Here is a 26,371-nt window from a genome sequence, read left to right as displayed (position 1 = left end):
CGCTCCGTCATCCCAAACCAGGATGCTGCGACTCTACCTCCTGAAAATTCCTTTCTCATCCGTACCTTTTCAGCATTGCGAGGCGCGACGAAAGATAAATCCTGTTATCTGTAATGCACATGCATTTTCGGAACTGAACACGCAAAATACCAGCCTGCGCGCCCTGCCTTTATCTTTATAAACCAGACAAACTCTTTTGATTAACATCAAAATTTAATTACACTTAATGTGTATATTTTCCGTGCAACGTAAATTTCCCGAGGTGTGATGTGCTGATTGTTATCTGTAATCGCCACACGTTCTGACGAGATTCAGAACGCGTCTCTTCCTGTCTGTGTTTTCACCGGCAGCGTTTTTGATTACATGAAATTCAGTACATCCGCAGCCGCTGTTTCCATCGCCTGCCTGACGTCACGATGACGGTATTGAGTTTCGCTGTCCCATCATGGGGTTCTCCGACATGGAGCGCATTTTTTATGCAACGGATTATTCAGTTTTTCTCCCAACGCGCCACAACGTTATTTTTCCCGATGGCGCTGATTTTGTACGATTTTGCCGCCTATCTGACGACGGATCTGATTCAGCCTGGCATCATTAACGTCGTGCGCGATTTTAATGCTGACGTCAGTCTTGCGCCGGCCTCGGTCAGTCTCTATCTGGCGGGCGGAATGGCGTTGCAATGGCTTCTGGGGCCGCTATCCGACAGGATTGGCCGCCGGCCAGTGCTGATTGCAGGGGCATTAATTTTTACTCTCGCCTGCGCGGCAACGCTGTTGACGACCTCAATGACGCAGTTTCTGGTTGCCCGTTTTGTGCAGGGCACCAGCATTTGCTTTATCGCAACGGTCGGCTACGTCACGGTACAGGAGGCCTTCGGTCAAACCAAAGCCATTAAGCTGATGGCGATTATTACCTCCATTGTGCTGGTCGCTCCGGTTATCGGCCCGCTCTCCGGCGCCGCGCTGATGCACTTCGTTCACTGGAAGGTACTGTTCGGTATTATTGCGGTGATGGGGCTGTTGGCGTTGTGCGGCCTGCTGCTGGCGATGCCAGAAACGGTGCAACGCGGCGCGGTGCCGTTCAGCGCGGTGAGCGTACTGCGCGATTTTCGTAATGTGTTTCGCAACCCGATTTTTCTCACCGGGGCGGCGACGCTGTCGTTGAGCTACATCCCGATGATGAGCTGGGTGGCGGTGTCACCGGTGATCCTGATCGATGCCGGCGGGATGAGTACTTCGCAATTCGCCTGGGCGCAGGTGCCCGTATTCGGCGCGGTGATCGTGGCCAATATGATCGTTGTGCGCCTGGTGAAAGATCCGACCCGACCGCGTTTTATCTGGCGCGCCGTACCAATCCAGTTAAGCGGGCTGGCAACATTGCTTCTCGGTAATCTTCTTCTGCCGCACGTCTGGCTTTGGTCTGTGCTGGGCACCAGCCTGTACGCGTTCGGCATTGGCATGATTTTCCCGACGCTGTTTCGCTTCACGCTTTTCTCCAACAACTTGCCAAAAGGGACGGTTTCAGCCTCGCTGAACATGGTGATTCTGACGGTGATGGCGGTGTCGGTCGAAGTTGGCCGCTGGCTGTGGTTTCACGGCGGGAGACTGCCGTTTCACCTGCTGGCAGCGGTGGCCGGGGTGATTGTGGTCTTCACTCTGGCGACACTATTACAGCGCGTGCGCCAGCATGAGGCGGCAGAACTGGCCGCTGAGAAGTAAATACTCTGCCGGATAGAGGCTTATCCGGCACAGGATAATCTGATGTTTTTTGCACGTTCCTGCCGTCTGGCTCTATCCTTAACCCTATGAATAAAATCGCCGAACTCAAACGCGCCAAACGCCTGGCGCTCTCACTGTTGCTGATAGCCGCCGCGACGTTTGTGACCACGCTTTTCCTGCCGCCCAGTTTTTGGGTGCTGGGCGTAAAAGCAATTGCCGAAGCGGCGATGGTTGGCGCGCTGGCGGACTGGTTTGCCGTGGTGGCGCTGTTTCGCCGCATTCCCATTCCGTTTATTTCACGACATACGGCGATTATTCCCCGTAATAAAGACCGAATCGGCGAAAATCTTGGGCAATTTGTGCAGGAGAAGTTCCTTGATACGCAGTCGCTGATCGCGCTAATCCGCCGCCATGAACCCGCGCTGCTTATCGGAAACTGGTTCAGCCAGCCGGACAACGCCAGCCGGGTCGGGCAGCATCTGCTGCAAATTATGAGCGGCTTTCTGGAACTGACCGATGACGCCCGTATTCAGCGGCTGCTCAAGCGAGCGGTGCATAAGGCGATTGATAAAGTGGATCTTTCCGGCACCAGCGCCCTGATGCTGGAAAGCATGACCAAAAACGATCGTCACCAGGAGTTACTCGATACGCTGATCGCCCAGCTTATCGCCCTGTTACAGCGTGACAGCTCCCGAACATTTATCGCCAGACAGATCATACGCTGGCTAGAGACCGAACATCCGTTAAAAGCGAAGATTCTGCCGACCGAATGGCTGGGAGAACACAGCGCTGAACTGGTCTCCGACGCGGTAAATTCTCTGCTGGATGATATCAGTCACGACCGCGCGCATCAGATTCGTCATGCCTTCGATCGCGCGACGTATAAGCTGATCGATAAACTTAAACATGATCCGGAAATGGCTGCCCGGGCAGAAAACATTAAAAGTTACCTGAAGGAAGATGAGGCGTTTAACCGTTATCTCGGCGAGATCTGGGCGGATCTACGCCAGTGGTTAAAAACAGATATCAACGCCGAAGACTCGAAGGTGAAGCAGCGCATCGCTCATGCCGGACAATGGTTTGGCGAGACGCTTATCGCCGACGACGCATTACGCGCTTCGCTTAACGGTCATCTGGAACAGGCCGCGCACCGCGTCGCGCCGGAATTCGCCGCCTTCCTGACGCGCCACATCAGCGATACCGTAAAAGGCTGGGATGCGCGCGATATGTCGCAGCAGATTGAGCTTAATATCGGTAAAGATTTGCAGTTTATCCGCGTGAACGGCACGCTGGTCGGCGGCGCTATCGGTCTGGTGTTATATTTACTGTCGCAAATACCGGCACTGCTCAGTATCTAAGAAGGGGAAGGCGCAATTCTCGTTCAGATTAACTGCCAAACCCCGCACGCGGGAGGCATTAATTTAATGCCATTTCCCACCGATGCCCCTCTTCTCAATCCGTTATTCGCCTGCGCTTCACTTTCTTTTCTTGCAAATTTGAAACATTAATTTTACTTTTTATTATCATTTACAACAACAATCCGGCATTCCTGCCTTACTTTAGCAAAGAGAAAAACCATGGTTCATGCTCAGAGCGCTTCACCTCGCCATCCCATTTTTACGGCGCTTTTCGGTATGATGGTATTGACGCTGGGGATGGGAGTTGGCCGCTTTCTGTATACGCCCATGCTGCCAGTAATGCTGGCGGAAAAGCAGCTAACGTTTAACCAACTCTCCTGGATTGCCAGCGCCAATTATGCAGGGTACCTGGCGGGAAGCTTACTGTTTTCCTTTGGCCTTTTTCATCTTCCCTCTCGTCTACGCCCCATGCTGCTGGCTTCGGCGGTCGCCACCGGTATTCTTATTCTGTCTATGGCGATATTTACTCAGCCCGCGGTCGTCATGTTGGTGCGCTTACTGGCAGGTGTCGCGAGCGCGGGAATGATGATTTTTGGATCAATGATTGTGTTGCATCATACCCGCCATCCGTTTGTGATCGCCGCGCTCTTTTCCGGCGTCGGGGCCGGGATTGCACTGGGCAACGAATATGTCATTGGCGGTTTACATTATGCGCTTTCGGCCCATTCGCTATGGCTGGGGGCCGGAGCGCTCGCCGGTATATTGCTATTAATCGTGGCAATGTTGATTCCCCCCCGCGCTCATGCGCTGCCGCCTGCGCCCTTAGCAAGAATCGAAAATCAGCCTATGCCCTGGTGGCAACTGGCGCTGTTGTACGGTTTCGCCGGATTCGGCTACATCATTGTCGCTACCTATTTGCCGCTGATGGCGAAAAGCGCGGGCTCTCCACTACTCACGGCGCACCTTTGGTCGTTGGTCGGCCTAGCGATCATTCCCGGCTGCTTCGGCTGGCTGTGGGCGGCAAAACATTGGGGCGTCCTGCCATGCCTGACCGCGAACCTGTTGATCCAGAGCGCCTGCGTGCTGCTGTCTCTCGCCAGCGACTCATTGTTGCTGTTAATACTGAGCAGTATTGGTTTTGGCGCCACGTTTATGGGCACAACCTCGCTGGTGATGCCGCTTGCCCGACAACTCAGCGCGCCGGGTAATATTAATTTGTTAGGCCTGGTGACGCTAACGTATGGTATTGGGCAAATTCTCGGTCCGCTCGCCGCCAGTCTGTCAGGCAATGGCGCGTCGACAATTATCAACGCCACGCTTTGCGGCGCCGCGGCGCTCTTTTTTGCCGCGCTGATCAGCGCCGCGCAGCAGATAAAACAAAAACGGTTTGTGATACGTGAATAAGCGGTAGAGTAAATCCACGCTATCCGCACCGGGTTGTATCTTTAATGCTATTCGCGGCGCAATGCGGATCTGTTTTTAATAGCACATCCTCAACACGTTATTTCACGGTAAAGATGCCACTAAAAACCATACTTATTCTATGGTTTTTAGTGTTATCAATCTGCCTATTATTTTATATACCCTTCATACTTCAAGTGGATTATGTGTTGGCTACGGATTACCCGGCCCATCCATGGGCCTCGCCCTGACGGGCCGTTGCTCACCCCAGTCACATCGTTATCTATGCTCCTGGGGACTCACTCCCTTGCCGCCTTTAAGCAACTCGAATTATTTTGGCTATATATTCCATTATGATGATTATCGCTTCCTCTCAAATCATCACAATTATAAATAAATCACATCAAGAAATTAATTCGATTATTCGTTTTTTATTACCTGCCCGTAGGATTCTTAGGGCGCAAGCTGACCCATCAGCGGCCACTGACCTGACCGTGACAATTCCTCTTAAGGCGTGAAAAATTACAGTAAAAAGTAAAATTTAGGTTAAAAAATTCTATTTTTTAACAACGATAATTAAGTGGCGTGAAATTGACTAACGTCAAATTTATTTCCCCTTTTTCCTGCTCCCGACTCCGGCCTGCGCCAACACCTGTTTCTTTGCTTTTTTACCTCGCGTTATACCGTCCACGGTTCCCCGCGCCTCCGGCAGTAGCGAAGATGGTGATTTTTCGCGCTGCTATGCAAGAAACGCATAGCACGATACATACTTGCATTTTGCCCTTACCCTCATGACTGATAAGGTCTTTCTGTTTCGGGCTTTTTGGCCTGTGGCTACAACCAACACATCATCAAAAAAATTCGGGGATCGCTATGGCGCAACAAGTGGACGGGGCGGCCATGCCGCTTGATACAGAAAAGGTCGGGATAAAGGGATACCTGGCGTTTTTTCTCACCATTATTTTCTTTTCCGGCGTATTTTCCGGAAGCGAAGGCTGGTGGCGCGTTTTTGATTTTACCGTACTCAACGGGTCATTCGGTCATGTGACCGGTACGCAGACCTTTCGCGGCGCGGGCGGAACGGGCGCGAAAGATGGCTTCCTTTTTGCGCTGGAGCTGGCACCGTCGGTTATCCTTTCTCTGGGTATCATCGCGATTACGGATGGACTGGGCGGTCTGCGGGCGGCACAGCAACTGATGACGCCCATCCTGAAACCGTTGCTTGGCATTCCCGGTATTTGCTCACTGGCGCTGATCGCCAACCTGCAAAATACCGACGCCGCGGCGGGTATGACCAAAGAACTGGCGCAGGAAGGCGAAATCACCGAACGCGATAAAGTGATTTTTGCCGCCTGGCAGACCAGCGGCAGCGCTATTATCACCAACTATTTCTCCTCCGGCGTTGCGGTATTCGCCTTTCTGGGGACGTCAGTCATCATTCCGCTGGTGGTCATTCTGCTATTCAAATTTATCGGCGCAAACCTTTTGCGCGTCTGGATTAACATCGAAGAACGCCGTCACCCTGCTCAAGGAGCCCAATCATGACGACTCAGGTACGTAAGAATGTCATGGATATGTTTATCGATGGCGCACGCCGCGGTTTTACCATCGCCACGACCAACCTGTTACCCAATGTGGTCATGGCATTTGTCATTATTCAGGCGCTGAAAATTACCGGTCTGCTCGACTGGGTAGGCCATATCTGCCAGCCCGTGATGGCGTTGTGGGGGCTTCCTGGCGAAGCGGCTACGGTGCTTCTGGCTTCGCTGATGAGTATGGGCGGCGCCGTTGGCGTGGCGGCCAGTCTGGCTACCGCCGGCGCGCTAAGCGGCCACGATGTTACCGTACTACTGCCAGCCATTTACCTGATGGGAAACCCGGTACAGAATGTCGGCCGCTGTCTCGGTACTGCCGAAGTCAACGCCAAATATTACCCGCATATTATCGCAGTCTGCGCCATCAATGCGCTGCTGTCGATCTGGGTCATGCAGCTTATTGTTTAATAAGGAGTTATCATGCCTGATTTATCCGCCGCGGAGTTTACCTTATTACAGGGTGCGCACCTGTTTGCGCCAGAAGACCGGGGCATCTGCGATGTTCTGCTCGCGAATGGCAAAATTATTGCCGTCGGCGCTGACATCCCCAGCGATATCGTACCGGACTGTGCGGTGATTAATCTTAGCGGTCGTATGCTGTGCCCGGGCTTTATCGACCAACACGTTCATCTGATCGGCGGCGGCGGCGAAGCGGGGCCGACGACGCGGACGCCGGAAGTCTCCCTGAGCCGCCTGACGGAAGCCGGGATAACAACGGTCGTCGGCCTGCTTGGCACCGACTCCGTCAGCCGTCATCCCGCGTCGCTGTTAGCCAAAACGCGAGCGCTAAATGAGGAGGGGATCACCGCCTGGATGCTCACGGGCGCTTATCACGTTCCGTCGCCGACCATTACTGGCTCGGTAGAAAAAGACGTCGCGCTGATCGATCGCGTCATTGGCGTGAAATGCGCAGTCTCCGACCACCGTTCCGCCGCGCCCAGCGGGAATCAACTCGCCAGCATGGCCGCTGAATCACGCGTTGGCGGCCTGCTGGGCGGCAAACCCGGTGTCAGCGTTTTTCATATGGGCAGCAGCAAAAAAGGGTTACAGCCGCTGTATGACATCCTGGAAAACAGCGACGTGCCGATCGGTAAACTGCTGCCTACCCACGTCAACCGTAGCGAATCACTTTTCGAGCAGGCGCTGGCGTTTGCGCTTAAAGGCGGCGTGATCGACATTACCACCAGTATCCCGGATCCCGTCGCGCCGGCGGAGGGCATTGCCAGAGCGGTAAAAGCCGGCGTCCCGCTTTCCCGGGTGACGCTCAGTTCAGACGGTAACGGCAGCCAGCCGCTATTTGACGCTGCCGGAAATCTGACGGGCATCGGCGTCGCGGGCTTCGAAAGTTTGCTGGAGACGTTGCAGACGCTGGTTAATCACTACGGATTCAGCCTGACCGATGCTCTGCGTCCGCTGACGACCAGCGTAGCCGCCTTCCTCAGTCTGGACGGCAAAGGCGAAATCCGTCCCGGTAACGATGCGGATCTGCTCGTCTTTAGCGCAGATTTACGTATTGAGCAGGTGTATGCGCGCGGCAAACGCATGGTCAATGAGGGGAAAGCCTGCGTAAAAGGTACCTTTGAACCGGCGTAATTCCCGCTAGTTTCAGGCTGCCCCATCGCGGCATCCTGAAAGAGGACGGGATAAGCGGTTGTCAGCCGCCCGAATGGACGTAGAATGCCCCTTCGGGCGGCTGACAGGATAACGGTAAATGGATGTAACTGGAGCAGGTTTGCACAATATTGAGACAAAATGGCTATATGATTTTCTGACACTGGAAAAGTGCCGCAATTTCTCTCAGGCCGCCATTATCCGCAACGTATCGCAACCCGCTTTTAGCCGGCGGATTCGCGCCCTGGAACATGCCGTGGGCGTTGAACTGTTTAACCGACAGGTCTCGCCGCTACAGCTTTCCGAACAGGGTAAAATCTTTCACTCCCAGGTTCGCCACCTGTTACAGCAGCTGGAAAGTAATCTGACCGAACTGCGCGGCGGCAGCGATTATACGCTGCGTAAAATCAAGATTGCCGCCGCCCACTCGCTCTCCCTCGGCCTGTTGCCGACCATCGTTAAGCAGATGCCGACGCAGTTTACCTACGCCGTTGAGGCGATAGATGTCGACCAGGCGGTGGATATGTTACGTGAGGGGCAAAGCGATTTTATCTTTTCCTATCACGATGAAAACCTGCAACAAGCGCCGTTTGATAATATCCGCCTGTTTGAGTCGAGACTGTTTCCGGTTTGCGCCAACAATGGCCGGGGCGAGCCACGCTATACGCTTGAGCAGCCGCACTTTCCCCTGCTTAATTACAGTCAGAACTCCTATATGGGCCGGCTGATAAATCGTACTCTGACTCGCCATGCTGAACTGAGTTTCAGTACATTTTTCGTCTCTTCGATGAGTGAATTGTTAAAACAGGTTGCGATGGACGGCTGCGGAATCGCCTGGTTGCCCGAGTATGCTATCCGTCAGGAGATTACCGACGGACGCCTGATAGTGCTTGATGCCGACGAACTGGTTATTCCGATCCAGGCTTATGCTTATCGCATGAATACCCGCATGAGTCAGGTAGCCGAAACATTTTGGCGCGACCTGCGTGGGCTTCAGGCCGCGCTGTAAACACCTCAGGCGGTAAGGCGTTGTTCCCCGGTCAAAGAGGCGCGGGTGTCTGGCCAGGACTCATACCAACGAATCGCCGCGCGCACCAGCGACGCGGTGGAATCAATCATCGGGCACGCTATCGCGCGTTCATGTCCGGCCACAATAAGCGGAATTTCGGTACACCCCATAATAATTGCCTGAGCGCCACGGGCAATAAGGCTATCGATTTGCGGCAGCAGCAGCGCTTGCGCCGCAGTTTTATCGCCACGTTTAAGCGTATAAATAGCCTGCATTACCAACGCCTGCCCCGCTTCTTCTGGCTGAATTAACGTCAGCCCCCGCGCCAGCGCTTTCTTTTGATATAACCCGGTTGCCAGCGTCGCATTGGTCGCCAGCAGACCAACGTGCCGCGCCGATGGCGGAATATCCCCCAGGGTAGCGTCCAGGATGCTGATCATTCGCGCTTTCGCGACGTTCTGTAAATCATCAAACCAATAATGCGCAGTGTTGCATGGGATAACGATACACTCCGCCCCGGCGTCTTCCAGCATATGCAGATAACGCTCCAGATAACGGTATGGCGAAGGCCCGCCGGATAACAGACATGCTGTACGATCGGGAATATCAGGGATAGAGCTGACAATGAGCGGGATGTGTTGTTGATCACAACTGGCATGTCGCAATTCAACAAATTTTTCCAACATATCCGCCGTTGCCGCAGGTCCCATCCCCCCCAGTATCCCAATGGTGTGTTTCATCGCTTTTCCCGCTTATTTACGTCAAGGTCAGAAACACACTATCAACTTGATGTGTATATAAAAAATGCCGTTTTATTAGCGGCTATGCGTAAAAATCATAACGGGTGTAAGGGCCATGCGTTATCGCCTTTTCAGGCAATCGATTGGTTACATGAGCGCTCATCAGCCTTCGCAAGCCGCTAAATGCCATTTCGCTATACAGCATCGCCCACTGCGAGTCCGCAAGCTTGTTTTGTTCTCATCGCCACAGCGCCTGTCGGTGAAGGGGCCGCCGTGTTTTGCTTTTCGACGCTAATGCGGGAATATCCCAGCGAATATGGCTATAAACCAAATCCACGGTCTCCGTGGCGCTGCCTTCGGCGTCGCCATGATTGCTCATGCGTGAAATTCGCACATTGGTGAGCGTATAAATAATAAATGGCAGCATTGCGCCCTTATCACGACGGCATAATGTCAGCACGCCTTCTTTCACCGTTTTCCCGTTACAATAGTGCTCATAGAGGCCAGGCGTAGCAAGATCGACAGGCTTTGTCAGCGTCAACCCTCCAATATATGTCCCTCTCGCTTCGCCGGACTCCCGTTTCGTCGGGTTGTGGTTGTAAGCAATAAGTTTTATTTGGTTTTCAAAACCTTTGATCCGGCTTTCGCCTTCAATACCGTCCAGTTTTAAATAGATGGCGTCCATCCCCCCTCCGTGATTATCATGCGGCAAAGCAGGCTGACAAGGACGGAACGCCAACAATGAAAGAACGTTCCATTTTCCAGCCATTTCGTTGGTGTCTCTGTATACCAGATTAAATACCGACAATCTGCTATAACTGGATTCTTGCTAAATACCTTCTGCCATCAACAATCCATTTTACAATAGCGCTACTGACCTGAAATCTATTACGCCAGGCATTCAAGCATCGCTTCCTGAATAACCATAGCCGCTATAAGAACCATATCAAAAAAGAAATATCAATATCATTTCTTATTTTTATCCGAGAAATTACTTAATTACACCGAATCGGAATATAGACAATTCTTATTCCTTTTCACATCAATGGGTTTTTTAGACTTTTGTCATATCGAAAACAACCATTCCAATAGAACATATTTACTATGTGAATATATTTAATGTTTTTATCGCGCACAGTGTTATCACAGTAATAAATGATTTGCATCAAAAATGCGCCTTTCAGCGCCACGTATTTTTGGGCAGCAAATTATAAAATCGCGTTTCAAAGTCAGTAACATGTTCTCTGTTCAGGCGATATGACTTTATGCCCGGACGACACGCCAGCCGCTTTACCCTTACGTTTAGTCGTGATACGTTAGATCACATGAACACGAAACGATCCAACGCTACGCAACGTCATCTCCGCTGGTGGCTGCCTTCCTGAAGGCGGCACGGATCACTATCCCTCTTTAAGTAGCCGCCGAAAGGCGGCTACTGTGTTTCGGGACGTCTTTCGGCTTTACAGCAAGCATAAAGGAGTCCTTAATGAACACCCTTCCTATCATTCTGACTGGCGATCGCCCCACCGGCTCGCTGCACCTCGGCCATTATGTCGGTTCACTGCGCCAGCGCGTCGCGCTACAGCAGGATCACCAACAGTATGTCCTGATTGCCGACCTGCAGGGACTCACCGATAACGGCAGTAATCCGCAAAAAATCCGCGATAATATTCCGCAGGTGTTAGCTGACTATCTGGCCGTCGGCATCGATCCCGCGCTAACGACGATCTGCCTGCAATCCGCGTTACCCGCCCTCGCTGAATTAACGGTGCTGTATATGAATATTGTTACCGTCGCCCGAGTGGAGCGTAATCCTACGGTAAAAAATGAGATTGCCCAAAAAGGCTTTACCCGTTCCCTGCCGGTCGGGTTCATGGCGTATCCCATTAGCCAGGCGGCAGATATCACCGCCTTTAAGGCCGAAATGGTACCGGTTGGCGACGACCAATTGCCCATGATTGAGCAAACGAATGAGATCGTTCATAAGATGAATAGTCTTTTCTCCTCGCCGGTATTGCGACCCTGTCAGGCGCTCCTGAGCGATACGGGCCGTCTGCCAGGCATTGACGGCAGCGCCAAGATGTCGAAATCGCTCGGCAATACCCTGCTTCTTTCCGCCAGCGAAGAGACCATCCACCGTGCGGTCAGCGCGATGTACACCGATCCCGGTCATTTAAAAATTAGCGATCCGGGAAAAATAGAAGGTAACGTCGTCTTTACGTGGCTGGATGCGTTCCATCCGGATAAAGCCAAAGTCGCGGCGATGAAAGCACATTATCAACAAGGCGGATTAGGCGACCGTGTCTGTAAAAATGAGCTGGAGACCTGCCTGCAAGAACTGATCGCGCCCATACGCGAACGACGGGCAACCTTTATTGCAGATAAGGGAATGCTAATGGAATTACTGAAAAAAGGTAGCGAGCGGGCGCATGAGGTCACTCAAAAGACGCTACAGGAAGTAAAACGTGGACTGGGCCTGCCCACGCTATTCCAGGTATAATCAGGCATCAACGTTGTCCAGCGGCCATGACTCAAACAGATAGCCATCAAAGTAGATGTCATCAACATTGGAAAACTCCAGCAGACGCTGCTTCACGTTTTCCAGGTGCTGCCACATCGCCAGCTTCGCTGCGCGGGCGTCTTTCTTAATTAACGCCGCGAGGATCTGCTTATGATCGACCAGCCACTCCTTACGGTAAAGCGTATCGCCCAGATGGCTATGAAGCTGGAGCCACATCGGATTATTTTCACGCCATTGCCAGGACTGACGGAAGAGCTCTACCAACATACTGTTATGGGTCGCTTCGGCAATGGCCAGATGAAACTGCATATCGCCGCTTTCTGAGCCGCCCGGCGCGCTGGAGGCGAGCTCTCGCTCTTCCAGTTGTAACGCCTGGCGCATTTTAATGATGTCTTCGCGGGTGGCCTGCAGAGCGGCAAATTCAGCGATATTGCTTTCCAGCAACTGACGCGCCTGCAACAGTTCAAAAGGCCCGGCGTCATTACAGTGATTGACGTCAGCGCCTTCCATCTCGTTATTATCCGCGCTGTCGAGCACGTAGATCCCGGCGCCGCGGCGGACTTCAACCAGACCTTTAATTTCCAGCATGATCAGCGCTTCACGCACGACGGTACGCGTCACATTGAGCCTCTCAGCGATCTCTCTTTCCGGCGGCAAGCGCTCCCCGGGGCGGTACGGCGTCTGAACAATCAGATCCCGTATCATTGCGCCCACTTCCTGGTAAGGTCTTTGCTGAGAAGTGTTTGATTTCATATTGGTCGTGCCCGTCCGATGCGATTTCCCGGTATCAGACTATAGCATTTGTAAAGAGGGATAGCACGCGTAGCACACCAAAAACGCGAAACTGGTCAACCAACAAAACAATAATGCGCCCCGTTTCGCTAGTGAGGCCAGATGAAAGGAAAGGCAGTAGACAATACACGACTGATGTTCCACCTTTAGCCCTGATGCCTGAATATGAACAGCACATTGGTTTACCAATATAAAATTTATCAACCAAAAATCAGGCCATAAAATGTGTCTGTACATTGACAGGAACAATGTCTCTGACATAGCGTGATCGGCGAAAATCCAGCCGCTCTCTTTGTATCAAGAACGCGTTATGATAAAAGACACCGTGTTTTTCGCCCCAGGCGTATCCGGGGGAAGCAACGCCTCCAGTTTGTCGAGCCGCCATCGCCGGGCAGCGATTATTCTGCATGAAATTTATGGTATTAACGCTCATATCCAACGCGCAGGCCATGAATGGATGACGCGCGGATTCGACATCTATATTCCCGCGCTGTTTCCTCACCATACCCCCTTTCGCTATGAACAGCAGCAGGAGGCTTACCGTCACTTTTCAGCAAATGTCGGCTTTGATCCCGCCGTCGTTACCACATTACTCCACGAGCTCAGAACGCAGTACGAGACGCTAATCGTCGTAGGATATAGCGTCGGCGCAACGCTCGCATGGCTAAGTGCAGCCAGTGGGTTATGCGATGGCGTCGTTTGCTATTACGGTTCCCGTATACGCCAGTACCTTCATCTTGCGCCTCTCTGTCCGGCACTGGTTATTATCGCGCGTTATGAGCCGGCGTTTGATCCCCTCGCCATGCGACAGGCGCTGGAAAAGCGCCCCCGGGTGCAGTGTAAAATGTACGATGCGCGGCACGGGTTCTGTGATGCTGATAGCGCCACGTTCGATGCCGCCTTGTCGCATCAGGTAATGGACGATGTGAGCGCCTTTATTCGCGACATCACCCGTGCAAACACATCGCCCGATTTTCAGCTTTAGTGGAGACTTTTTTCAACGAGCTGTTCCAGTTTTTTCAAAGCCTGTATATCTGCGGCATCAAGACCATAACATTGCAGCGTTTCAGCGGGATGATAACTGACCAACGTTCGCCCATCGGCTTGCTGGCTAATGAGCACCCGAAACGGTAAATCCAGCGCCAGTTCGGGATGCGCCAGCATGAGAGGCGTTCCGCCTTTAGGATTGCCAAAGACCAGAACCGTTGTCGGCGGCATTTTCAGGTTAACATTCTGTGCCGCTCTGGCATGGTCAAATTCCCCAAATAACACCAGACCGTGATCGGCGACAGCGTGCATCAACCGCGCTCGGGTCTGCAAATAGTCATAAGCGCTGTAGGTTTTAACCATGGTTATCGCTCCATCCTCCGTTGCAAAGCCAGGCCTTATTAAGATTAACATCAGGGTTACCGCCAATAAAAAAGGCTTTAAAATAGTGCTCATTCTTCTCTCTCCCTGACCCAATACCCATGAGTAAATGCGACACAGATGATATGCAGTTTAAAAATCAGTCATCGTACTGTACCCCTTATTGTTGCACTGAACAGCTCATCACTAAAAAAACAGACGGCAGAACAAAAAATTCCGACGTCTGAACAAATTTAAATAACGATGATCCAGTCTGACTGAGCGACAGCGCGATCATTATTATGGCGAGACACTATCTTCTTCAGCCCGCTGGGTAAGAAAAAATATACTCCGCTCAGTAAGATAATAAATACTACAGGCCAACTCTTCAGAGATACGGAGCATCATTGCGTAGTGATGATGCGATTTTTCTGGCGCCATCGGCAGAAATATTTCTGACTCCAGCACGTTACTTAAAAAATGAAATTTATGTGCATATTCAGCAGATATAACGCCTCTCGCCATCAGATTAGTCATTAAGGTATTTAAACTATCTTGTTCATGATATACGATACCTTTTCTCTCATGAATTCTGAGAAGAACGCTTCTGAAGACTGCATGACATTCCTTTACGACACAGGCAAAATCATTAAGCATCAGGCGATTATACGCTTCCATAAGATCATATTCGACAAAGCCATACTCTCCAGGGGAGTACAAATAATAACATATGTTTTTAAGCCGTTTTATTCTGCGCAACCTTACAATTCTACCATTTTCATAGCGATATTTTAAACTATGCTCATGAAATATATTATTTAATTCACTAATCGCCTTATCCGGTTCTAACCCAAGCGTAACTTCATAGGTCCGAAGGTAGGTATCTATATAGTTAAAAGCAAGCTCAATGGTATCAATATGCTTTCTTTTATCATCTGTTTTTAATAACAGATTACTCATTTCATCCAGATATGACGTTGAATGCGCATATAAGGTGAATAAGCCATACTCTTTGCGCAACGTTTTACATATTCTTCGATAAACTTCGTCAGAATGACTATTATGATAGCAGTATAATGTCATATCATAAAAAGAGGAGCAGTTTCCTAGCGTATTGATAATCAATAAGATTATTTGCTCGCGTATTTCTAACGGAATATCTTCATATAACAGATCGCTATGCCTTAGTGAGTATGGTCTAAAGGTGTGCATTCCTCCCCCTGTAACCGCAACAGAACAGATTACGCTATGAATAGCGCCACATTACTCTAATTCAGTGGTTCAGGTATTAATATCAGCTCAACAGTGAGCCATTTTTTCTTATTTTTTAATGGTGTTGAGTGAATATTTATTTACTCTACTGTTAATTATAACCCATCGCCATTTGTCATTCTGCTGATCATCACTGGTGCGAAAATCTGGATTATCCATGGCATTCAGCCTTCACTGAATGCCACAGACAAGGGTTATTCAACTAAAGCTCACCTGTCCCTTAGTCCTTCTTTCATTCCGTTACGTCGTTGCCATACCAGCACACTTAAACGTAAGGTGAGCTTATTATTTTTATCGACGGGTCAGAACAATCCTTCGCCGGTCATACAGTGTTTCAACTGAGAGCTGCAAATCATATTTCGCATTCTTCAGTTTTCGCGATTTAAGCATTTTCATCGTGACGCCACTTATTTGCCCTGTTTCAATCCGTCTCTTGATTTCGGCTGCGCTTAGCAGGAGTTGCTTCTTCAAAATCGACAGCAGGCTGACCTGAAAAGAACGGGAAATCCTGACGCTAACACTGACCTGCTTGTGGGAGGCGATACTGACCAGCCACCGTTCCTGAATGTGAAAATCAGGCTGCCCCGATAATTCAGCATTGTTTCGCTTCAGGATCGCGTTGTCATAAGCAAAATATTGCACCGTGGCGGCATCATTCGCCATCAGTCGGCCATAAAGATCGCGGTTAATTTTGCTGACTGGCAGGCGCGAGAACAGGGAGATATTCCAGGTGTAATCGCAGTGTGTGCATTTATAGATACTCCAGACATCGAGTACCTTCTTTTGCGAATTAACCCGAAATGCCCCAGAAGGCGTGAAGTCCCGTTTTACGCTGCATGAAGGGCAACGTTTCGCTATGCGCTGATACCCCACAGGAGTGACAGTCCATATGACTTTCATAACGTACCTTTTTTAACCCATACAAAACCGGATCCGAACTCAGCGGACCATAAATGTTTATGTATGAAAAATATTTAAGTGATATTTTTCAGTGGGTTAAAAAAAGATTTCCAACGCTACAACCCTGTCAATGGCCAAAAGATACGCCGAGATTATCAAAGCGGCCATTATCGGGTATATGAGTTTAATCAATATTCATTATGGTAGCGGCGGGATCTATTCAACTGACTTACTAAACGCATGATCCTCCCTTTGAGATCACACTTTTCACTCCCGGTTATTCACTTACAGAAATCAGGTGTTATCATTCACGACGTAAATACCTTTCAACTCAACCCGAGGCTTTGATGCTGGAGAATGTCATCATCTGATAATCAGTTCCCCGACCTTTTCAGGCCGGGCTGATTATCAATGCGCCGAAATCGAATGCGGACACTACAGTGTGTTTGCACGTTTTGCCTATGATGATTAAACAGGTTCTTCAGCATGAATTTATCCCGTCAGGAACAACGTACCTTACACGTTCTCGCCAAAGGCGGACGCATTACGCACATCCGCGATGCGTCAGGCCGCGTCACCGCCGTTGAGTGCTATAGCCGCGAAGGGTTGTTGCTCGCCGATTGCACGCTCGCTGTATTCAAAAAACTCAAAACCAAAAAGCTGATCAAATCCGTTAACGGTCAGCCCTACCGCATTAATACAACCGGGCTGAACAGCGTTCGCGCCCAGCCTGACAATCGCTAAGGAGATGATGATGGATATCAGCGCCGTTATTTTTGCAACGCATCACATTCGGCTATTACCCGATGAAGGCAAAATCCCCTGGGACGAGCCAGCCTTCAGCCAACGCATGCTGGAAAATCATCTGTCGCAGGACCACGACTGGGCCAGCCGCCGGCTAACCGTGATTGAGCAACAGGTAACATGGATTACCCGTCAGTTACCCGCTGGCGCCCGCATTCTGGATCTCGGCTGTGGCCCCGGTTTTTATACCCGCCTGTTAGCGGAGCGTGGGTTTCACTGCACAGGCGTAGATTTCTCTCCGGCATCCATCACATGGGCTCGCCAGCAGGCGCAAGCCGCAAACCTGAATATTGACTACATTCAGCAGGATATTCGTACATACCACCCCACGGAACCTTTTGATTTCATTATGATGACGTTTGGGGAACTGAATGTCTTTAGCGCTGCGGATGCGCAAAGCCTCATCAGTCATTGCGCTCAGTGGTTGAAACCGGATGGCAAACTGCTTGTTGAAGCGCATACCTTCGATGAAGTTAAACGCCAGGGCATGGCGCAGCCAGGCTGGCAGCGTTGTCCGCACGGCCTGTTTCTTGCCGTGCCTCATCTGCTGTTAACGGAAAATGCCTGGGATGAAGAGGCCCAAACCAGCTCAACGCAGTTCTGGGCGATAGCGGAAAACGGCTGTACCACCCGTTTCGGCAGTCAAATGAAGGCCTGGCGCGATGATGAATATATCAGCCTGCTTGGTGATGCTGGCTTCACTGTGTTGCAGCGCCCGGACAGTCACACCTGGCCGGTCGGCGAGACTTTTGCAGGCAAGCTGTTTGCGCTGCTGGCTGAAAAAGCCCCTCCCGCTGAGGGAATCGCCCTCAGTAAAAGGAATAACCCAATGGATATCCCACGTATTTTTACCATTAGCGAAAGCGAACACCGTATCCATAATCCGTTTACAGCGGAAAAGTACGCCACGCTGGGCCATGCGTTACGCATGAAACCAGGCACGCGGATTCTCGATCTCGGTAGCGGTTCGGGTGAGATGCTCTGCACCTGGGCTCGCGATTACGGTGTTACAGGTACTGGCATTGATATAAGCCCGCTCTTCACCACACAGGCAAAACAACGTGCAGAAGAGCTCGGCGTCAGTGAATATGTACATTTTATTCATAACGACGCGGCCGGTTATATCGACGAGGAAAAATATGACGTGGCGGCCTGCGTAGGCGCTACCTGGATTGCGGGCGGTGTCGCGGGGACAATAGATCTGCTGGCCAAAAGCCTCAAACCAGGCGGGATCATTCTCATCGGTGAACCGTACTGGCGTCGGATCCCCGCAACGGAAGAGATCGCCCACGCCTGTGGCGTCTCATCCGTCGCCGATTTTCGTCCCCTGCCCGAGCTGGTCGCCTTTTTCGACCAACTCGGCTATGACGTAGTGGAAATGGTGCTGGCAGACCCGCAAGGCTGGGACAGATATGAAGCCGCGAAGTGGATGACCATGCGCCGCTGGCTGGAGGAAAACCCTGACGATGCGTTTGCACAAGAGGTTCGAACAGAACTGACGGTAGCTCCCAAACGCCACGTCACCTGGACGCGAGAATACTTTGGCTGGGGCGTATTTGCGTTAATCGCGCGATAACGTAAAGCAGGAGGTATAGCCTACAAGAGGTATACCTCCATTTAAAAGTATTCAACAAATTAACACGGCTCATGGCGGGAATATATCGTCTTAGAGACTATCCCACCAGGCGTTATTGGCGCAGCCAGTTTGGACACGGACAGCGCACAAAAACCGGAGCGTACACGTAGTACGTGAGGATTTTGAGCACTGCCCAGGTCCAAAATGGCAAGTAAAATAGCCCTAATGGGATAGGCTCTTAATTTCGCCATTAAGTTTCTGCCACAATATGTCGCAAGACGTGCAAGCGTTCCACCTCACCTGATGAGCGAAACCACCATCAATAAGACGTTATTGCTGCGATTCAATTATTAAAAATAAAAAAAGAACCAGAAGAAAATTAAAAAATGACTTACCCACCATATTAGCCATTGTTAAAATCAAAGTAATCCTCCGTAAAAGCTGGAACTTTTTATTTCTCATAGACGAGAATTTATATATTATGATATAATACGGCAGAAAAACATGCAGGTTATTAACCTGCCATTAATGTAAATAATTCTTTGAGGAGATGTTTCCAGTGGGACGTAAATGGGCAAATATTGTTGCTAAAAAAACGGCTAAAGACGGTGCAACGTCCAGAGTATATGCAAAATTTGGTGTAGAAATCTATGCTGCGGCTAAACAAGGTGAACCAGACCCGGAATCAAACTCAGCTTTAAAATTCGTTATTGAACGTGCGAAACAAGCACAGGTTCCAAAACATGTTATTGATAAAGCCATTGATAAAGCCAAAGGTGGCGGAGATGAAACGTTCGTGCAAGGGCGTTATGAAGGCTTTGGACCAAATGGTTCAATGGTTATCGCTGAAACGTTGACGTCTAATGTTAACCGTACGATTGCTAATATCCGCACAATTTTTAATAAAAAAGGCGGGAATATCGGAGCGGCAGGTGCTGTCAGCTATATGTTTGACAATACTGGAGTGATTGTATTTAAAGGAACAGACCCTGACCATATTTTTGAAATTTTGCTTGATGCTGAAGTTGATGTTCGTGATGTAACCGAAGAAGAAGGAAACATCGTTATTTATACTGAAGCGACAGACCTGCACAAAGGAATTGCAGCGCTAAAAGCAGCTGGAATTACTGAATTTTCAACAACAGAATTAGAAATGATTGCTCAATCAGAAGTTGAACTTTCACCAGAAGATTTAGAAATCTTTGAAGGACTTGTTGATGCCCTTGAAGATGATGATGATGTGCAAAAAGTATATCATAACGTTGCAAACCTCTAATTATAAATTAAACAAATCTGTCTCTATGGCAGATTTGTTTAATTTATAAAGCTGTTATAAAAAAGTCTATCTGGCCAGATATATAGATCTTTAAATTTATGTGTCTTATCACGACCTGATCTGACACATAGCTTTGAAAGATTGAGAGTTACCGGTTTTGATATAGTGTCGAATCCTTATATAAAACATGAGGTAATTTTCATGTTTCATACGACGAATCCCGTCAGCAAGCTAAGCAAAAGCCAGCAATATCGGGCTACTTACAATCTCCCTGTGCTCTTTAAGGCACCGCCCTTATAAATTCTGCTTGCGCTCGTAATGGTTCATCTGGCGCTCTACGCGTCGCTTGACTACAGGTGTGACTCCACCAGCGCGCTACAGACCATAGTGCGAGAACCGTGGCCGATTACTTTGATGCCTTTGATGTGGAGCTATTTTTTACAGATAACGTATACCCCACTCAAAATACTCCCCCAGATCAATGCCCTCCTCTGAACACCTCCCTCTTGTGCCATTCCACAAACCGTTCACCCGGATAATTTTCTTTCATCTGCGGCAACGCGATCTCTTTCCCCGCAAAATCCCAGAACAGCCGCTGTACCACCCCGCCACCATTCACCGCGTCGGAAACCACCACACGCATATTTTCATCCAGGCCAATCGAACCACGGTCGAACGCTTTATGATGAATTGCGCACAACGCCAGGCCATTAGGCACTTCACAAGGACCATGATGCTGCTTCCATCTGATATGGGCTGCTTCAAGGGCTATAGGGGCGTTGTCGTGGCGCATATTGAAGCCGCAAACCGCACATTGATAATTGTAAGCTCGTAGCACCGCCTGGCGGAACTTCGGATCGCGTTGACGGAGAGAGGTGCGAATATCAAAACCCATCTCGTCAGCGATGTCTTCCTGAATACTGGTCGGAAAATGCGCCTCAAGGATCTGCTGCGCCAACGTGTCGATTAGCTTACGTTTTTTTGTTACCAACGCGAAATTGACGGTATCAAACCCACCAGCAACATTATATTCAATGAGTTCACGTTTAGGTGGCTGGCGGCTACCGCTGGTTGAGCAGAATTCCGCGTTTTGCAATTCCCAGAAACCATCGCCCTTCAAACGCCAGAACGGCATATCCGGGCGCTGTTCACGGCGCTGTGGCCCATAGCGCTCCAACAAATCCAGCAATTGCTCATGAATTTCAGAACCATAATCAAACAGGCGATCGTGACCCTGCCGATAGTGCGAGAGGACATATAACAGCAATAACGGCTTATGCGGCGCTCGCTGTTCGCCTTTGCGCCAAATAGTAATATTTGATATCGCTTGCTTTAGGGTTTTGTCAGAGGTCATTACGTTGAAGAATCCATGAGCACATAGTTGCGATGATGCTCGCAACTATATGTACATTCAAGACATTATTGCAGACATACTTTTTGTCTGTCGGCTCTGTACTGACAGTTAGCATTCTGATAACAACGGAAAAAACACAGCGCTCAACCGAGAAAGGTAGGTAACTTCTGGATTTTAGGCATAAAAAAGACCTCAGTTGAGGTCCATTTATATGCTTTTGGTGCGAAGGCCGGACTCGAACATCGCATTTAACCCTATGTTAAAATGTAATAAAATTTAAAAGACAATTTTCAGTACCAACAAATATACCAACAGTCCCATTCAGTGATTATCGAACAGCGTGATAACTCATTAGTATACCTACAGCTTAAATCTCTTAACGAGCTGTTGGCAAGAACAACTCTGACATTCCGTATAAGGAAGCTAAAGTAATATTAGATAGAAATGGCGTGTCAGTTATTGTCCCCTAGGTCATGCGCGAAGTCAGTGTTCCACTTCATACCCGGAATCGTATCTATGTGGTTGCGTACGGAAACTCTGTGCACGATGCTGACAGCTACTAACTCATACGGGCTTTGAAGTGAACAACAGATGAAACGCATTCTTGCGAGCAAAGAGGGATGCGCTGTACAAGGGGTATCCTCCGCAGTACAGAATTTAAACTGAATTATCATAATTAATTGATAAATAGATACATTTCTAAAATCCTTTTTCCGCTTCTAAAAATAGCACTTTTTGCTAAAGCCTTCTAAGCCCCGTCTTGTAACAGCATTCAAACCATTCCTTTCTGATTTGTACAAAAAACACTCATTTACGCAATAATTCCGAAAAAACAGGTGTTGATTGTCATAAGCGAGATTCGAATAATAACCTCATCAAAACAACGACGAGGAAATATATGAACGAAAGAAAAAGATTTATCCGTTTACCTGAAGTACTAAATAGAACTGGCCTTTGTAAGGCTTGGATTTATCGCCTGATTAGCCGTAATGAATTCCCATCGCCAATAAAACTTGGTGAAAGAGCAATAGCATTCTTAGAGAGTGATATAGATAAGTGGATTGATGAAAAGATTTCTATATCACGTAATAAAGTAGCATAAAAAACAAAATCATAATGGTTTCGGTAGCTGGTTAGTCTATTAACTAAAAATATAAACGTAGGAGGTCATATGTAAACACAATCGAACTTAGCATCATAATAAAACGAAAAAATAATCTGCTCTCAAAGTAATGCATGCAAATGCAGGGAGTTATACATTTAAAAAATAAGGAGTAACTATATGAATACTGAAGAACTAAATAACATTAAGGACTCATCAACTAAAGTTTTTACTGCTATGGCGAAGAATCTTTATATCACAGGAATACGTATATATAAAGAGCAGGAAGAGTATGAGGTATTGGAAGCTATAATGTTAGATAGTAATAGAACTGAATCATATCTTTTGCATGTTAAAGAATATCTGGAAAAGCGCTTTGATGAACATATGGAAGAGGCAGGTAAAAGAGAAAGACTGATTTATGTTGATATGGATAAAGTTATGCATGAAATGAGATATGTACATACTCAAGCATTACTTTTTAGTATGAGCTAATAACCGCGTATTCGGCCCCGGAAGGGGCTAATAAAAAACACAATGAATTAAATAAGCATTAACTATGAGGATATAAATATGTTTAAAGAGAAGATAGGTATTAATAAATCAACTGAACTGTTCTATGACCTTGCATGTAGATCATTTGCCACAAGCTGGAATATGTTCATGGAGGTTAATGGCGATGGGGATGCTAATGATTATCTAGATGACCCGGATTTTATGAGTCCATTTATTATCCATGTGATTGACCACATTCAGAACAACTTTGAAATATTCACTGCCCAAGAGGGTAATAACGGTGATATTAATCAGGTTAACTTTGAAATGGTTGCTGCTATGTTGGTTAGATATTCAGACAGCTTCAGAAAATAAGAATCCATTTTGCCCCGCAAGGGGCTAAGATTATTAATAAAGGAAAATATAAATGACAAATAAAATATCTGTAGTAGTAAGTATGCTGTGCGAAGGAACTCCTAACGTAATGAATACTATTCAAGAAAGCTTTGATGTATTTGTTGCTCTAAGTGGGTATTCAGTTGAAGAAATGATAGGGGATAAGAACTTGATTGATGCTTTAAATAGACATGTCAATAACGATTTAGTTGATGAGTTAGATTTGGAATATGGCTCCGTTATCATCAATATCGGTTATAACAACTAATTATTTTTACTAACCATTAACAAAATAAAAGGATTAAAGATGAAAGAGATTATATTGAATAGTTATGAGGAAACAAAAAACGAACTTATTGCTAACATCTTACAAGGATACTGTGATGAGATATATGGTATTTATGAAAAACATCCTGAAACAGCAATAGATATTTTGAATGATGGTTTCCTTTCAGGCATCACATATGACGTTTTGATTGCTCGTGAGATGAAGAAATACTCTGTCAAAAATGATGTATCTGATATCAATAGAAGAGATTTAAAAGCCACAATATTATATTGGCATCAAGAACACATTATTGAACTTGTTATGAGAAATCTAAAGCAAGATAAAAATCAAGATCCTATTTATTGGAAGTTAAAGTTCACAGTGATTTGATATTAAAGCATGATGAACATTCCCTCGTGCAGAGGGAAATAATCCTGTAAAGAATCGGAGATAACCAATATGATTGATGAATTCCACGTTATGTATATGTATAGAAAAATCCAAGCTGAAGCGGCTACCACTGATATAAAGACATTGAACCAACTCTTGAAGAAGTTCCGCAAGGTAGTAGCGGAACGGCGGGAAGAATACTATCTGGAGATTGGTGAGAAAAAGGCACGTAAGTTAAAAATGAAAAAGATCCTCAAATTGATGGAGAAGGATAGGATATCACCAGAGGATCTCATTGACTGGCAGTAGCCAGTCACTATGTTGCTTCTTCGCTTATATATTAAACATCATCATAAGCTGGCTCTGCTGTTTTAGGATACTGCAGCGTCAGTGCTGGATCTGTTTCTTTGTTAGAACAGCTATCAGATGTTTTTGGTGGCTCAGATATAGTCGTTCCCTCTGTAGGTTGATTGTCAGAATCATTTGTTTTATTAAATATATAAACATTATCAAATACTGGTTCATTATTAGCGTTAAATCCCTGTGCCTTTTTAACATTAGGGCGTTGTTTGGCATTGATAGAATGCGCTTGTCCCTTAAGAAATATGTTGGAGTTCATAAAGAGATCTCCATCTTTATCAATAATGATCCCTTTCTTTTTGAGCTTTTTAAAGACAAGAGACATATTTGATTTTTTAATATCTAAGTCGCGGCATAGCTTTGCTTGCGATATATGAAAGCAGTTTCCAAATTCCATGATGTTTAAAATCCTTGCGATAACCTTCAACTCATTCTTGGAAATATCAAGTTCTGCGAGTTGCTGGAAGTTTTTTGTGAACATATGGACATAATCAACATCTTTCTTAATAGATTTAATGTTTTCTTTTCTCGAATAGATATTGGTAGTGTCTTTATGTGTGCTGTGATAATGTTCGAATATTTGCACTTTCTGTTCATTAGTGAAAAGATGATCATCAATATACTGTGTTAGCTGAAAGGGGGATAAACTGCTAAGGGATTGAAAATCTATTTGTGTCATTGTATTTTTCCTTTTGTTATTGTTTTTATTAATACATAACAGATTAAACACTATGATCAATAACAAAGTCAAAAATAAATGGAAAAAGTTTTAAAATAGTGGAGAGCTATCCATTGAGTATGATGGATAAAGGCTCATTACTTTCTGGCTGGAATAAGTTTACTGAGAATGGAATATCCGCCAGTTATTAAATAATAGTTTCAGTACGGAACTATAGTTATAGCTTTTGCTAACTATGGTTATAGAAAACTATAACCCGAGTTATAGATATCGATAAACATAGTTATAGGAATCTATAACCCTTCCTCAGTAATCTATTGTTTTGTATAAGAAATAATGGCTGTAATATAGTAATAAGTTTAATATAGTAAAAGGGAATGTGTGCCTGTTGAATGGCACCTGCTGTTTTATGAAAGGCGTTGGAGGTTTTCAGTATGAAAATGAGTGGCATTAAAACTTTCCTTAATTGTTATGTTCAGAAATGTTTTGCGACGGAGTTTATTTGTGCCTTATGAAAATGGTACCTTGTGCTACCTATTTTATTTTTACTATAATGTTATTACAGCGGAGTGATTGTTTTCTACAATCACGAATTGCTGCTTTTATTGTGAGAGATTAATTAGTTTTCCTTTTACTTTGTGTGCGTCTTCGACGAGATCTTTTTTGGATAAATCCAATATTAACAGGGGCAAGCCCTGTTCAGCAGAGTGATTGTTGCGAACAATCACGAAGTGCTGCTGCCAAGGATATAGTTTTCCTATACGTTTAAGAGCAAATGCTATATATCTAAAGGGAAAAATATGTTTAAACATAGAATGTTAATTCTAACTTGATAGTGAAAATAAATTTAATAATGACCGGATAGATTATTCTAAAAAACCACAATCTTGAAGTTAATGAATAAATGCCAGTATCAGGGCGTAGCCGTGCGTAAGCACAGAGATAAAGATCTTTTCAAAAAGAAGTTTAAAAATTTGGATAAAACACAAATATATTTGATTTTAATGCTTACGCTAGAGTATTAAATAGTAATAAATAAAATAGGAGATAACGAAATGAACAATATTAAAATAATAACACTATTTCATCCTTATGAGAAAACACCATTCATGATCTGTATTGTAAACAAAGTGGAAGATACCGAACATGGAATAAAACTTACTCTTGAAAATGGTAATGACATTTGTGTCAATAATTATAGCTGTTATCTGAGTCTGTAAGTCGTTGCGAAAAAGACAGGATAAAGAATATTTATATTCGTATGGTTTCAGAACCCACTCTGATAAGTGAAGAAACTATAAAATCACAGATGTTATAATCTGAGTTATTAGTTACAATATCTTACAGGTATTATATATGTTTCTCAAACCTGCTGTATGATATTAAATAGTTAGTGTAATTATTCAT

At 47.0% G+C, this 26,371-nt stretch carries 26 protein-coding genes and 1 pseudogene; 19 read left to right on the top strand and 8 right to left on the bottom strand.

Annotated features, from left to right (window positions below):
* The first annotated feature begins 476 nt into the window (after positions 1 to 476).
* From mdtM to hypT, 7 genes are all read left to right on the top strand, one after another.
* Positions 477 to 1,718, top strand: a complete 1,242-nt coding sequence (gene mdtM, locus ACLJRS_RS15620; protein ID WP_001188918.1) for a multidrug efflux MFS transporter MdtM — start codon at positions 477 to 479, stop codon at positions 1,716 to 1,718.
* 86 nt (positions 1,719 to 1,804) lie between these two features.
* A complete protein-coding gene (locus tag ACLJRS_RS15615; protein ID WP_001033028.1) occupies positions 1,805 to 3,076 on the top strand; it encodes a DUF445 domain-containing protein in 1,272 nt (423 codons plus the stop codon).
* 219 nt (positions 3,077 to 3,295) lie between these two features.
* The gene (locus ACLJRS_RS15610) at positions 3,296 to 4,480 is read left to right on the top strand and encodes an MFS transporter (protein ID WP_000233273.1); all 1,185 of its coding nucleotides are present in this window, start codon (positions 3,296 to 3,298) and stop codon (positions 4,478 to 4,480) included.
* A gap of 870 nt (positions 4,481 to 5,350) precedes the next feature.
* On the top strand, positions 5,351 to 6,022 hold the full coding sequence (locus tag ACLJRS_RS15605; protein WP_000068752.1) for a nucleoside recognition domain-containing protein: 672 nt from the start codon (positions 5,351 to 5,353) through the stop codon (positions 6,020 to 6,022).
* Positions 6,019 to 6,480 carry a YjiG family protein gene (locus ACLJRS_RS15600; protein ID WP_000211979.1) on the top strand — a complete coding sequence of 154 codons (462 nt, stop codon included), beginning with the start codon at positions 6,019 to 6,021 and terminating at the stop codon, positions 6,478 to 6,480. Before ACLJRS_RS15605 ends, ACLJRS_RS15600 begins: the two co-directional genes overlap by 4 nt.
* Positions 6,481 to 6,492: 12 nt before the next feature.
* Positions 6,493 to 7,665 carry a beta-aspartyl-peptidase gene (gene iadA / locus ACLJRS_RS15595; RefSeq protein WP_001113067.1) on the top strand — a complete coding sequence of 391 codons (1,173 nt, stop codon included), beginning with the start codon at positions 6,493 to 6,495 and terminating at the stop codon, positions 7,663 to 7,665.
* 118 nt (positions 7,666 to 7,783) lie between these two features.
* The gene (hypT, locus tag ACLJRS_RS15590) at positions 7,784 to 8,692 is read left to right on the top strand and encodes a hypochlorite stress DNA-binding transcriptional regulator HypT (protein ID WP_000383509.1); all 909 of its coding nucleotides are present in this window, start codon (positions 7,784 to 7,786) and stop codon (positions 8,690 to 8,692) included.
* Between the two features lie 5 nt (positions 8,693 to 8,697).
* Here the strand turns inward: hypT and ACLJRS_RS15585 are convergent, their stop codons facing one another.
* On the bottom strand, positions 8,698 to 9,432 hold the full coding sequence (locus ACLJRS_RS15585; RefSeq protein ID WP_000683251.1) for an aspartate/glutamate racemase family protein: 735 nt from the start codon (positions 9,430 to 9,432) through the stop codon (positions 8,698 to 8,700).
* A gap of 238 nt (positions 9,433 to 9,670) precedes the next feature.
* Entirely contained in the window at positions 9,671 to 10,201 is a 531-nt protein-coding gene (locus ACLJRS_RS15580) for an Hcp family type VI secretion system effector (protein ID WP_000907671.1), read from the bottom strand.
* A 717-nt stretch (positions 10,202 to 10,918) separates the two neighbouring features.
* Here ACLJRS_RS15580 and trpS point away from each other — a divergent pair.
* Positions 10,919 to 11,932: a tryptophan--tRNA ligase gene (gene trpS / locus ACLJRS_RS15575; protein WP_001094609.1), complete on the top strand. Its 1,014-nt coding sequence runs from the start codon at positions 10,919 to 10,921 to the stop codon at positions 11,930 to 11,932.
* Here trpS and uxuR read toward each other — a convergent pair whose 3' ends face one another.
* Positions 11,933 to 12,706: a Uxu operon transcriptional regulator gene (gene uxuR / locus ACLJRS_RS15570; RefSeq protein ID WP_000841654.1), complete on the bottom strand. Its 774-nt coding sequence runs from the start codon at positions 12,704 to 12,706 to the stop codon at positions 11,933 to 11,935. It lies immediately after the preceding gene.
* 349 nt (positions 12,707 to 13,055) lie between these two features.
* Here uxuR and ACLJRS_RS15565 point away from each other — a divergent pair, with 349 nt between their 5' ends.
* A complete protein-coding gene (locus ACLJRS_RS15565) occupies positions 13,056 to 13,730 on the top strand; it encodes a dienelactone hydrolase family protein (RefSeq protein WP_000588700.1) in 675 nt (224 codons plus the stop codon).
* Here the strand turns inward: ACLJRS_RS15565 and ACLJRS_RS15560 are convergent.
* The 3 genes from ACLJRS_RS15560 to ACLJRS_RS15550 all read right to left on the bottom strand — a co-directional run bounded on the left by ACLJRS_RS15560 (position 13,727) and on the right by ACLJRS_RS15550 (position 16,264).
* Positions 13,727 to 14,188, bottom strand: coding sequence for a DUF302 domain-containing protein (locus ACLJRS_RS15560; protein ID WP_001672566.1), 462 nt, complete (start codon positions 14,186 to 14,188; stop codon positions 13,727 to 13,729). The two genes, ACLJRS_RS15565 and ACLJRS_RS15560, sit on opposite strands and share 4 nt — an antisense overlap.
* Positions 14,189 to 14,392: 204 nt before the next feature.
* Complete coding sequence (locus ACLJRS_RS15555; RefSeq protein WP_000556778.1) at positions 14,393 to 15,304, bottom strand: STM4504/CBY_0614 family protein; 912 nt, start codon at positions 15,302 to 15,304, stop codon at positions 14,393 to 14,395.
* Between the two features lie 351 nt (positions 15,305 to 15,655).
* Positions 15,656 to 16,264, bottom strand: a complete 609-nt coding sequence (locus tag ACLJRS_RS15550; protein ID WP_000864865.1) for a DUF1062 domain-containing protein — start codon at positions 16,262 to 16,264, stop codon at positions 15,656 to 15,658.
* 486 nt (positions 16,265 to 16,750) lie between these two features.
* Between ACLJRS_RS15550 and ACLJRS_RS15545 the strand changes: the two genes are divergently transcribed.
* The 3 genes from ACLJRS_RS15545 (at position 16,751) to ACLJRS_RS15535 (ending at position 19,920) form a co-directional block, all read left to right on the top strand.
* Entirely contained in the window at positions 16,751 to 17,008 is a 258-nt protein-coding gene (locus ACLJRS_RS15545) for a YjhX family toxin (RefSeq protein WP_001054381.1), read from the top strand.
* A 4-nt stretch (positions 17,009 to 17,012) separates the two neighbouring features.
* The gene (locus tag ACLJRS_RS15540) at positions 17,013 to 18,644 is read left to right on the top strand and encodes a methyltransferase domain-containing protein (protein WP_410957856.1); all 1,632 of its coding nucleotides are present in this window, start codon (positions 17,013 to 17,015) and stop codon (positions 18,642 to 18,644) included.
* Positions 18,645 to 19,203: 559 nt separating this feature from the next.
* Positions 19,204 to 19,920, top strand: a complete 717-nt coding sequence (locus tag ACLJRS_RS15535; RefSeq protein ID WP_410957855.1) for a YebC/PmpR family DNA-binding transcriptional regulator — start codon at positions 19,204 to 19,206, stop codon at positions 19,918 to 19,920.
* Between the two features lie 478 nt (positions 19,921 to 20,398).
* Here ACLJRS_RS15535 and ACLJRS_RS15530 read toward each other — a convergent pair whose 3' ends face one another.
* On the bottom strand, positions 20,399 to 21,274 hold the full coding sequence (locus tag ACLJRS_RS15530) for a phosphorothioated DNA-binding restriction endonuclease (RefSeq protein ID WP_000199884.1): 876 nt from the start codon (positions 21,272 to 21,274) through the stop codon (positions 20,399 to 20,401).
* An 898-nt stretch (positions 21,275 to 22,172) separates the two neighbouring features.
* Here ACLJRS_RS15530 and ACLJRS_RS15525 point away from each other — a divergent pair.
* The 6 genes from ACLJRS_RS15525 (at position 22,173) to ACLJRS_RS15500 (ending at position 24,234) form a co-directional block, all read left to right on the top strand.
* The gene (locus ACLJRS_RS15525; protein WP_187259164.1) at positions 22,173 to 22,376 is read left to right on the top strand and encodes a helix-turn-helix transcriptional regulator; all 204 of its coding nucleotides are present in this window, start codon (positions 22,173 to 22,175) and stop codon (positions 22,374 to 22,376) included.
* 180 nt (positions 22,377 to 22,556) lie between these two features.
* The gene (locus ACLJRS_RS15520; protein ID WP_021553003.1) at positions 22,557 to 22,871 is read left to right on the top strand and encodes a hypothetical protein; all 315 of its coding nucleotides are present in this window, start codon (positions 22,557 to 22,559) and stop codon (positions 22,869 to 22,871) included.
* A gap of 78 nt (positions 22,872 to 22,949) precedes the next feature.
* Positions 22,950 to 23,246: a hypothetical protein gene (locus ACLJRS_RS15515; protein WP_109183688.1), complete on the top strand. Its 297-nt coding sequence runs from the start codon at positions 22,950 to 22,952 to the stop codon at positions 23,244 to 23,246.
* Positions 23,247 to 23,298: 52 nt separating this feature from the next.
* Positions 23,299 to 23,535, top strand: a complete 237-nt coding sequence (locus ACLJRS_RS15510) for a hypothetical protein (protein WP_000182398.1) — start codon at positions 23,299 to 23,301, stop codon at positions 23,533 to 23,535.
* Between the two features lie 39 nt (positions 23,536 to 23,574).
* Positions 23,575 to 23,925: a hypothetical protein gene (locus ACLJRS_RS15505; RefSeq protein ID WP_410957854.1), complete on the top strand. Its 351-nt coding sequence runs from the start codon at positions 23,575 to 23,577 to the stop codon at positions 23,923 to 23,925.
* 69 nt (positions 23,926 to 23,994) lie between these two features.
* On the top strand, positions 23,995 to 24,234 hold the full coding sequence (locus ACLJRS_RS15500; protein ID WP_410957853.1) for a DNA-binding protein: 240 nt from the start codon (positions 23,995 to 23,997) through the stop codon (positions 24,232 to 24,234).
* A 31-nt stretch (positions 24,235 to 24,265) separates the two neighbouring features.
* Here the strand turns inward: ACLJRS_RS15500 and ACLJRS_RS15495 are convergent, their stop codons facing one another.
* Complete coding sequence (locus ACLJRS_RS15495; RefSeq protein WP_410957852.1) at positions 24,266 to 24,964, bottom strand: DNA-binding protein; 699 nt, start codon at positions 24,962 to 24,964, stop codon at positions 24,266 to 24,268.
* A gap of 1,055 nt (positions 24,965 to 26,019) precedes the next feature.
* Here ACLJRS_RS15495 and ACLJRS_RS15490 point away from each other — a divergent pair.
* Positions 26,020 to 26,282 (top strand): annotated as a pseudogene (locus tag ACLJRS_RS15490) (hypothetical protein).
* Positions 26,283 to 26,371: the final 89 nt, after the last annotated feature.

The sequence above is a fragment of the Salmonella sp. SAL00670 genome (assembly GCF_046552235.1).
GTDB lineage: Bacteria > Pseudomonadota > Gammaproteobacteria > Enterobacterales > Enterobacteriaceae > Salmonella > Salmonella enterica.
The sequence above is the reverse complement of the archived record's forward strand: the minus strand, read 5'-3'. Positions and strand labels throughout refer to the sequence as shown.